Source organism: Nitrospira sp. (assembly GCA_024998565.1).
Classification (GTDB): domain Bacteria; phylum Nitrospirota; class Nitrospiria; order Nitrospirales; family Nitrospiraceae; genus Nitrospira_A.
On sequence record JACOEM010000002.1, the window covers coordinates 455628 to 464421 of the forward strand.

Sequence of the window (8794 nt, forward strand, 5' to 3'; positions counted from 1 at the left end):
GCGTTGGAGTCCTGTTTGCAGGAACTCGCCGCGCATAATGTGGTGATGGACGTCGAAGGATCGGAGAGGCCGCACGGCAGACGTGGTTCGATGCGGCGGCCAAAGCCGTCCTCCAGGGCCTCGCCGGCAGCCGCTGCCTGGCTCGAAGTGTCGAAGGCACGGGCTGAACGAAACAGTCGGGCCGCGCGCATGCGGGGAAATAGGCGTCGAACGTAAAACTCCTTGGTGCTCTTCCGGTCCGGAGCTACACTGGGTCCATGGACAGCCGGCACCAGCGGGGCGGGCGGACAGGCGTGGGAATGTTCGCCGGGTTTCTGACAGGCTTCCTCTGGTTTTTTCTCAGTTTCGCGGCCATGTTTAACGGCGTGTTTGTTCTCCTGCTGTTCCTGCCTCCTGTGTATGCGCTATCGGGAGCGCTCCTCGTGTGGCTCTTCCGCCTGCCTCCGATTCATGCGGCGTTCTCCCTCGTGGGCCCGGCGTTACCCTGGGTGGCCTGGTTGTGGCCCGCGACCATCTCAAGCTCCGGTTGGCTGAAGTCCTTAATATGGCCGGCTCTCCTTGTGACGGCCTCTGGGATGAGTGTGCTCGGTGCGCACCTCGTGGCTGCCAGGCGGCGTCGTAAGCCGTCCCAGGCGGACCCGACTCCGGCCTAGCCGTTCATCGGTGGAGCTTCGGCCAATGGTCCCCTACGCGTTCTCGGGATGTCTCGTCCGGGCATCCTTCAGCACTCGCATCATGGGTCCGGGCATCGTCACACCGGCAGCTCACAGGTTGGGCGTCATTTCAGCGGCGACGAACGCGTCCATCTTGAGCCGTTCCACCTCGATCAGCGTCTGATACTGCCTTCCCCGCTATACATCTGAGATCGTCGAGAGCGCTTGCACCACGTCATTCCAGTCCGGCGAAATGAGTGCGAGCGAGAGGTTCGGCCTGCGGATTTGTGGTCGGTGCGAAGTGGGGGAAATGGCCGGCTGGGACGTGGGATCGGAATCAGGTCAGTTCACTCGCGCACCCGTTCCGGCCTGAGGGCGGGACGTCCCTGCTGCAGGAGGAACCAGGCATAGAGCAGAAACAGCATCGTGAAGTTCGGGATGAGAATGGCTGACTGATTCCACTGCCACCCGTCGAATTTCCAATCAGAGAGAGGCCAGAGAAAGGGCGTCGGAAAGAAGGCGAAGGAATGGGTGGGAATGTCGACCAACACGTGCAAGCCCCAGGCGCCGAGTTCCCAGACCGGCCGCTTCGTCCAGAGCCAGAACAAGGCAAAGACGGCGAGAAACAGCACGAAACTATGGGTGACATTGTAGAGATAATGAACGTAGGGCGGAATGGTGGATTCCGGCGGTGTGCCGTGACTGAAATCGGGCGTCGGCGACAGACCCAGTGTGGCCGCCACCCACAGGATGCCGAACGAGAACAGATCCGGCGCCATCCCAATCGCAAAGGCGAGGGAGAAGCTTGTGCGGTTGCGACGTCCAAACGCGAACGCTCCCCAGAGACCATGCGAGATGATATCCATGCGCTGTCTTTCCTCACGGGACTTTCCGCGACCTCATTATAGTCGGAGGCATCACGACGAGGCTACTTCGCGACGTTCCCAATGACGGAAGATCGCTGCAGAGTCGGAACGATCATGTCCGACGGGAATTCGGATTCCCCTGCGCATACCCGTTCGCTATAATGCGCCCGAATTCTTGGAGGGAGGTGCTTTATGGCATTTAATCAGGTCGGAGATTTCTGGCTGGCGCCCGGTCAATCCACGCGTATTCATATCGCCCTTGGGGGCCTGGTGAATGAGGCGGAATGGGGCGGGCACGATTTCGGTGCACAATGGATTATGGCCGATGGGGTCGGGATCAATCCGGTGCGGCTCATGGTCAGCCAGCACACCAAAGAGAAGAAACCCATTCGCTTGCATCCCGGTTCGCCAAGCCCCATCGTCTATTCTGTGACCGTGACGAACATCGGCGAGGAACTGGCCCATTTTACTATTCAAGGCGGGGGCAACGTATAGCAGGCTGCGGAAAAACTCGATGGGAACGCAATACATTACGATCCACTCATGCGGCGTGTCGATTTGACAAGAACCCGCAGGATGCGCAAAAGCCCGTCCGGCAAGACCGCAGCAAGCGAAGGGGTGAATTGTACTTCATACCCGCCCACCCCGAGCCTGCCAAGACAGGCTCTTGTCTCGTGGCCGTACGGTGAGCCGCTGAGGTTCACGACGCGCGGAATAACGCGCGTCACGTTTGTGAACGCCGCCGGCGGACTTTTTCCGCATCCTGATAGACGTTCCGAAGGAGGTCGCAAGTGAAAGCCAAACAGACCATGCATGTGTTGACGGATAAGAAGGGGGCGATCGTGGGGGGAGGCGTGCTTATCCCCGGTAAGGATCACAAGGGAAAGCCGGTGCATATCCGGCTCGAGCCGATGAAAGGGCAGTCGTTGAAAGAAGTCGCGATACCGGTGGCCCTCGCAAGGCTGGAAGGAGTGGAGTTCTTCCGCCGGCTGCAGTGCGACTTTCACCTGCCGCGCGGCAAGAAAGAATTGGTCCGGAAGGCCGGACGACGCTAGACGAGTGTCCTGGTCGCGGAGCCGGGGTGCCGCCCCGAGGTGGTGATGCGGCCTGTCGTCTCTATACTGCTTGGGCCCGAAGGACTGTGGATCGCCATCAGCCTTGTGGTCTATTTCGTTGCGGCGGGGAATGACCCTTCGACACCTGCAGGCAACGAGTTGCTCGAGACACTCTGGCTCGCGATTCCGTTAGCCGGGATTCCCCTCACATTTTTGACGGCTTATCTGCCGGGAGGGGGCGGCTGGTGCTGGTTCTTGCGCGTGGTGGTCGTTTCGTCTGTCGGTGTGCTGGTCGCCTCGTTTATCGCGGCCAACGGGGTCGATTATCACGATTCCCGAAACTCCGGCTTGCTCGGCGCGCCCGTGTACAGTCTCTCAATCGGGCTCTTGCTCCTGGTGCCGCTCACGATGGTTGCTGCCGTTCTCGTTTGGAAAATGAACCGGGCAAGGACGAGATAACGGTGCCTGGTGTGAGTTTCTACGGCGGTAGGGAGAATGTGCGATTGCAAGACCTGACCCTATATGCTCGTCACAAATATCTCTTGGTATCACCCGCTAACGTGCGAGCTAACTGGCCCGCGGAGTAAGCCTCACTGCTCTGCAAACAAAGAGTGAGCATCGCGAACATTCCATTCAACTCTGCCGAACCACTGGTTGAACCTTCTTTGTTCGGCGACTGGAAAGTCTCTGAAGCTCTTCGGCAACGCAGTAGTTCCTACCACCTGAAAGCTGGTTGATCGTCCCCCCAGCCACGTAGTCACGTAGCCGGCGCCGAAATAGTACTCGACATCAGGAACGGGCGCGTCTATGACAATTACTGAGGTGGTTTCGCCGTCTTTCGCGACAATGCCAACCACGCAATTCTCGAGCCCGATAAAAGTGCAGTTGTAAGGTACCTCCCTCTTGCTGGGGTTCAAAGCCAACAATTCGTACTCAACGAGATGTTTGCCAACGACTCGGACCTTTCGCAATGGGGAGAATCGGCCGACAGCGGATTTATCTGCGTCGTTAGATGCAACTTGAGTTGTATACGCTATCCATTGCAGGCTGAGGAAATCTCTCGGTATTGCATGAATGCCAGAAACACTCAAAGTGATCGAGCGGATCATGGCTTCCTGGTCGGAGGCCATCTGGCGCAAGGCCTGATCTTGCTCGGCGGACGCTAACGACTGAATTACAGTCGATGCGGCAAGCGATGCGAGCGCACCGGACAGGCCAGCAGACAGCAATTGCCAAGGATTGGGCACAGCGCTGGCCAGTACTATTGCCAGTATGGCGCCGCCGCCGGAGCCGATAATGATAGCGAAATACAGTTTTCGCGACATGAGAACTCAGTTGTGACGCCTAATGTTTGAGTATACTGCCCAGCATAGTACGCACTGACTGATCGCTCGCTGGGGCGTGATTTTTGCGTATGTTCAACCATTTGTCAATGTTCCCCACGCTGCTTCATCGGCGTATTCTGCAGACCGGCATCGTTCCGTTCTACTTGCGAAAGTTGAGTATTAGCGAGAATGTGCGGAGCTCTGCCGAGGATAGTGCCTGCCGTTGCGCTTCCTTATTCTGACACAACAGGCTTTTCAACACCGAGTTGGAATCATTGCCCGCTGCAGGCTCTTGATCTGGCGTGTGGAGCCTCCGTTCTGCCTCTGCGGCCATTGGCCGAGAGAATCAGGGAACAGGTTCTTGACATTGCCCCTCGCCCCGTTTACCGTCCCGCCTCGTCATGCACCGACTGCATCTGACATTGGTCAGTGGAATCAGTCAATGGACTTTTACACAGTCGCACTCACCCATTGGGCGATTGAGCAACGCCTCTTGCCGAGACATCTCTGACGCGTAACCCTCAACAGCGCGTGCGATAGTATCCTGGATTCCGCGGCACTTTCCAAGCTACGACCTGTGCAGCATGGTTGCGGTAAGGCATGAAACCATTCAGAAATTGGCCTTTGTGATCACCCTAACCGCTACTCCAGCCAACGGCTCTTGGGTTGCCCGCGTCACGGTATTGACCTGGACGCTCTGCACGGCAGTCTACACTTCCATGGGGTTGCCGGCGTTGGCCGATGAGCAGTGCATGTCCATCTCCTGCGCGTCCACGGATGGCTGGCAGTATGGAGCCTCTCTCGATGTCAGCTACCCGCTCAACTTCAATTTCCCGGAGAACCATCTCTGGCGAAACCGCTCCACCGTGCCACGTCACAACGAACTCAGCCCGAATATGGGGATGGCCTATGTGCGTAAGAAGGCATCCCCCGATTCTGAATGGGGCATGGAATTAGCGGTGCAAGGCGGCTACGACTCACGGGAATTCGCGTTCCTTCCGGGCGAGCCGAAACTTTCCGGCGCCGACACACTCCGCCATGTTGGCCTCGCGAACGTGTCGTACCGGGTCCCGAAGGGTGAAGGTGAAGGCCTCACGTTGACCGCGGGCCTGTTCAGCAGTGTTCTCGGCTCCGAGAAACTCTACGCGAAGGACAACGTCCACTACACCCGGGCCTGGACCTCGGACTACAGCCCCTATGCGATGTTCGGCGTCAACGCCGTCTATCACATGAACAAAAGTGTGACACTTACTGGCTTCATCGTGAACGGCTATGCCCATCTGTCCCGGCCAAACGACCACCCCAGTTACGGCCTTGGGCTGACGTTCACACCGCTGCCGTGCCTGACAATTAGTCATACACTCTATGCCGGACCGGACCAGCAGCGGACCGATCTCGAGTTTTGGCGGAACTATCTGAGCAATGTCATGAAGTGGGAAGACCGGAGGTTCTTGGTCACCCTGACCTATGACGTGGGGACGGAAAATATCGCTGATCGGCCTGGCGCCCCGCGTGCATTCGTGATGGGTGGGAGTGCCAGCATCGGCTGGAAATTCAAGTCGGGGTGGTATGCGGCAATCCGGCCGGAATTCTACTGGGACCGCAACGGACGATGGACGGGCAGCGAGCAATTCGTGAAGGCCATGACGACCACGCTGGACTATGCGCCGTTCTTTACCGGCGAGCCAAGCGTCTTTTGCAATACCCACGTGCGCTTTGAACACCGATGGGACGAGTCAACAGGAGGCAGCGGCGGGTTCTTCAAACGAGGCGACATCGCGCCGGGCGTGCCGGGCCTGACCGGCTCTCAGCACTTGATCATCCTCAGCCTCTTATGGACCTTTGACCGATGGTCCTCGTGAACAGAGCGAAAAGAAGCGAGGGGCAATTTTCGGATACAGCACCGATGGAAGGGAACGACAAATGGTGTCGTGCGCTTTCGACCGCCCGCACTCGCTCATATCCCCTCCAACAGGTTGACGACAAATAGAGTCGCGTCTTGCATTCCCACGTTGCCATTCTGCATGGGCAACGGCGATTCATCAGGACGACCTACTTCCATCGAGATCCTGCACAGGCGAGTCTGATTCACGCCTGCCGCCTGTCCTTGATCCTGGCGCAGTATCCGAGTCCCGCAGCACTGAGTCGATGTGCCGGATGCGGCTTGCCGCCGACATACTGCTATTCCGTTTGGATCGAATCGTTTGGAGCGCCCTGACTCGTGACAGGCAGGCGGGGAGGCGGCGACGCAGGACTGCTACAGTCTGCCAGGCTATTCGTTCCTGCATTCGGTTCCGCTTCCCGCTGTTCCTCCCGGTTTGGCTGTCTCGCATCAGGCTTCCACCAGCTCCCGCCGTTTCTTGACCAGAATGCCATATGGCATTATACTGCAGCCATGTGGCACAGGCGGGGAGAGCGACATGCCGACACATGAGGCGCTGATCAACATGCTGGGCGGGCCGACGGTTCTGAAGAAACAGGTTCGCTCCACGGAAGACATAACCTCGCGCATTCGTGAAGGCATGCCTTTTGCCGCGCTTTCGGCCATGGCAACCCATGCCCAGCTCGACATTCCGCGGCTGGGCGAGATCCTGATGATTACCAAGCGGACGTTGGCGCGGCGGCGGAAGGCCCGGCGGCTGTCGGCGGACGAATCGGATCGATTGGTGCGCCTGGCTCGCATTTTTGCACTGGCCGTGGAAGTGTTGGGAGACGAGGGGAAAGCCGCTCAATGGTTGCGGCGGGCCAATCGGGCACTCGGGAATACCGCGCCGCTCGATCTGTTGGACACGGACGTGGGGACCCAAGCGGTGGTGAAGGTGCTCGGCCGGATGGACTACGGCGTCATCAGTTGATGCGGGTGTGGCGCGTCACTCGCCGCGCGCATGCCGCGCCGGACGGCGAAGGCGCTCGCCTCTACGGCGGCCGCTGGAACCTGCCGAACACGGCGGTGGTCTATGCCTCCGCCTCATTGTCGTTGGCCGTGCTCGAATACCTCGTGCATGTGGATCGCGATCTCGCTCCATCGGATCTCGTCTCCATCGCCGCGACAATTCCCATCAGCCTTCTGGTTGAGACGGTAGAGATCGGGCAATTGCCGAAAGGTTGGCAGGATCCATCTGACCAGGAATCGCTCCAACGGCTCGGAAGCGAATGGGTTCGGGCGCAAACGAGCGCGGTCCTGCGAGTGCCGTCGGCGCTGATTCCTGTCGAATTCAATTACCTGCTCAATCCTGCCCATTCGGATTTCGGATGCATCATCTGGGCTGATCCGGTGTCCTTTTCGCTCGACCCCCGGTTTCTGCAGTAAGCGAGCACCCAGGCGCTTGGAAAAAAGGGCAGGTCCTGTAAACGACCATCCGGGATGTCTTTCTGTTGGCCACAGGAGTTCATTCACATGCCCAGTGATCTGCGTCTAGCGATTGACGGCAACCGCGAGCCGAAAGCCTAGCGCGTGGAGGAGGGCGTCGAGGCTTCGAAATTCAGGATTGCCGCGCTCCGAGAGCATGCGATACAGACTTTCTCGATTCAGTTTCGTTTTCTCGGCGAGCGACGCTATCCCTTTGATGAGGGCTCGCCCCTTGGATGCTGTGGATGGGCGCGTCACCTTCTTTCATTCCTCTACGAAGTAATCTTCGTCAAGCTTCCAGAGTTTCACGAGGCTAGCCTGAGAGACACCAATGCCGAATTCCAGCATGAGCTGGGCGAGCTGTGCGCCATCAATTAGTACAATTGTTGTTTGAAGGCCTGTGGCATATGAGCGGGCGTCCGCTGTGAACGTTGATGTGGTCAAAAAGACCCCTTTCCGTGCACGTTGCCCCTGGAGGGCTCCGGCAAAGCGTTGAATCTCAGGGCGACCAATGCTGTCCTTCCACCGCTTGGCTTGAATATAGATCGTATCCAGGCCCAACCGATCTTCTTTAATGATGCCATCGATCCCTTCGTCGCCACTCTGTCCTACAACCGAAGACGCATCCTCGTGAGAACCCCCGTACCCCATGGCAACTAGCAACTCGACGACCAATTCCTCAAAGAATTTTGGAGAAGCCTGGCGCACACGTTCGAGAAGTTGTGTGGCAAGGTTCGCTTGTAGGCGAGTGTATCCTTGCCGTATTTGCTCGTCTGGAGTTAGGGGCGTGCTTTCAGCTGCTACTTTCGCGAGAGAAGGAGTTTGTTCTGCATCATCATTTGAAGCAGTTCGAAAAGCCACGAACTCGGGAAATCGCATCAAGTACTGGATGTCTATACGTTCGATAGACTCGCGTAAGGTTGCGGCGCCACGTTCAGTTATTCGATACAAGCCGCGTCTCGGACTCTCTACTAAGCCTGCTTGTTTGAGATAGCCTAGTGCCCAGGCAATACGGTTTGCGAAAATGGCCTGTCTACCACTTGGCAAGAGTGCAGCCAGTTCTTCCTCGGATAGCTTGAAAATAGTGGCGATCGCTGACCGCACCGAGGAGGGCGCTTGTTCACCATCTGCAGCCAACTGGCGAAGAACGGGGAGCATGAGAGTTTGAAAGTCGGGGATTGCCATTTACACTCCTGAATTGTGATCCAGCACTTGGTTTCATCAGGCAGGCAGCTTTTTGTGTCGGCCGAGCTTACTGCAAATTGCTTCACGTATCTATGTGGTCCCTCTTATCTCTCCACTTCTTCAGGAGCTGCCTGGCCGGTTCCCTACGTGCGCGCGTCCAACGAGGGGAGTCTGCGACCGCGCGTTGCGCGAGCACAGGGAATTGCCAGGCCACGATTCTTCCTTCCTTCTTCCGTCTTTCTCAGCATCAAAGGGTGTGGCCAAGGTTGCCCTCAACTGCGCGCGTCCAACAAGGGCCTGCTGAGGCCGCGCGTTGCGCGAGCAAGAGGGCACCTGGCCGCACCATCCCTCCCGCTCTTGC

Annotated in this window: 10 protein-coding genes; 7 read left to right on the plus strand and 3 right to left on the minus strand. The window is 58.0% G+C overall.

From position 1 onward, the window contains the following. The first annotated feature begins 257 nt into the window (after nt 1-257). Complete coding sequence (locus tag H8K11_05740) at nt 258-653, plus strand: hypothetical protein (protein ID MCS6263243.1); 396 nt, start codon at nt 258-260, stop codon at nt 651-653. 347 nt (nt 654-1000) lie between these two features. Here the strand turns inward: H8K11_05740 and H8K11_05745 are convergent, their stop codons facing one another. After that, nucleotides 1001-1519 (minus strand): hypothetical protein, encoded by a 519-nt coding sequence (locus H8K11_05745; GenBank protein MCS6263244.1) that lies wholly within the window; start codon nt 1517-1519, stop codon nt 1001-1003. A gap of 192 nt (nt 1520-1711) precedes the next feature. Here H8K11_05745 and H8K11_05750 point away from each other — a divergent pair, with 192 nt between their 5' ends. The 3 genes from H8K11_05750 to H8K11_05760 all read left to right on the plus strand — a co-directional run bounded on the left by H8K11_05750 (nt 1712) and on the right by H8K11_05760 (nt 3033). Next, nucleotides 1712-2014, plus strand: coding sequence for a hypothetical protein (locus tag H8K11_05750; protein MCS6263245.1), 303 nt, complete (start codon nt 1712-1714; stop codon nt 2012-2014). A 296-nt stretch (nt 2015-2310) separates the two neighbouring features. Then, nucleotides 2311-2574 (plus strand): hypothetical protein, encoded by a 264-nt coding sequence (locus H8K11_05755; GenBank protein MCS6263246.1) that lies wholly within the window; start codon nt 2311-2313, stop codon nt 2572-2574. A 45-nt stretch (nt 2575-2619) separates the two neighbouring features. Next, entirely contained in the window at nt 2620-3033 is a 414-nt protein-coding gene (locus H8K11_05760) for a hypothetical protein (GenBank protein ID MCS6263247.1), read from the plus strand. A gap of 131 nt (nt 3034-3164) precedes the next feature. Here H8K11_05760 and H8K11_05765 read toward each other — a convergent pair whose 3' ends face one another. After that, a complete protein-coding gene (locus H8K11_05765; protein ID MCS6263248.1) occupies nt 3165-3899 on the minus strand; it encodes a hypothetical protein in 735 nt (244 codons plus the stop codon). Between the two features lie 719 nt (nt 3900-4618). Here H8K11_05765 and H8K11_05770 point away from each other — a divergent pair. The 3 genes from H8K11_05770 to H8K11_05780 all read left to right on the plus strand — a co-directional run bounded on the left by H8K11_05770 (nt 4619) and on the right by H8K11_05780 (nt 7209). After that, entirely contained in the window at nt 4619-5761 is a 1143-nt protein-coding gene (locus H8K11_05770; GenBank protein MCS6263249.1) for an outer membrane beta-barrel protein, read from the plus strand. Nucleotides 5762-6319: 558 nt separating this feature from the next. Continuing rightward, the gene (locus H8K11_05775) at nt 6320-6754 is read left to right on the plus strand and encodes a DUF2384 domain-containing protein (protein MCS6263250.1); all 435 of its coding nucleotides are present in this window, start codon (nt 6320-6322) and stop codon (nt 6752-6754) included. After that, a complete protein-coding gene (locus H8K11_05780; protein MCS6263251.1) occupies nt 6754-7209 on the plus strand; it encodes an RES family NAD+ phosphorylase in 456 nt (151 codons plus the stop codon). Before H8K11_05775 ends, H8K11_05780 begins: the two co-directional genes overlap by 1 nt. A gap of 303 nt (nt 7210-7512) precedes the next feature. Here the strand turns inward: H8K11_05780 and H8K11_05785 are convergent, their stop codons facing one another. Beyond that, nucleotides 7513-8433, minus strand: a complete 921-nt coding sequence (locus H8K11_05785) for a restriction endonuclease (protein MCS6263252.1) — start codon at nt 8431-8433, stop codon at nt 7513-7515. Between the last annotated feature and the right edge of the window lie 361 nt (nt 8434-8794).

What these genes read in the sequence shown, in the direction of transcription:
- H8K11_05740 (MCS6263243.1), top strand. Translation starts at nt 258, where the DNA reads ATGGACAGCCGGCACCAGCGGGGCGGGCGGACAGGCGTGGGAATGTTC.
- H8K11_05765 (MCS6263248.1), bottom strand. Translation starts at nt 3,899, where the DNA reads ATGTCGCGAAAACTGTATTTCGCTATCATTATCGGCTCCGGCGGCGGC.
- H8K11_05780 (MCS6263251.1), top strand. Translation starts at nt 6,754, where the DNA reads ATGCGGGTGTGGCGCGTCACTCGCCGCGCGCATGCCGCGCCGGACGGC.
- H8K11_05770 (MCS6263249.1), top strand. Translation starts at nt 4,619, where the DNA reads ATGGGGTTGCCGGCGTTGGCCGATGAGCAGTGCATGTCCATCTCCTGC.
- H8K11_05775 (MCS6263250.1), top strand. Translation starts at nt 6,320, where the DNA reads ATGCCGACACATGAGGCGCTGATCAACATGCTGGGCGGGCCGACGGTT.
- H8K11_05750 (MCS6263245.1), top strand. Translation starts at nt 1,712, where the DNA reads ATGGCATTTAATCAGGTCGGAGATTTCTGGCTGGCGCCCGGTCAATCC.
- H8K11_05785 (MCS6263252.1), bottom strand. Translation starts at nt 8,433, where the DNA reads ATGGCAATCCCCGACTTTCAAACTCTCATGCTCCCCGTTCTTCGCCAG.
- H8K11_05745 (MCS6263244.1), bottom strand. Translation starts at nt 1,519, where the DNA reads ATGGATATCATCTCGCATGGTCTCTGGGGAGCGTTCGCGTTTGGACGT.
- H8K11_05760 (MCS6263247.1), top strand. Translation starts at nt 2,620, where the DNA reads ATGCGGCCTGTCGTCTCTATACTGCTTGGGCCCGAAGGACTGTGGATC.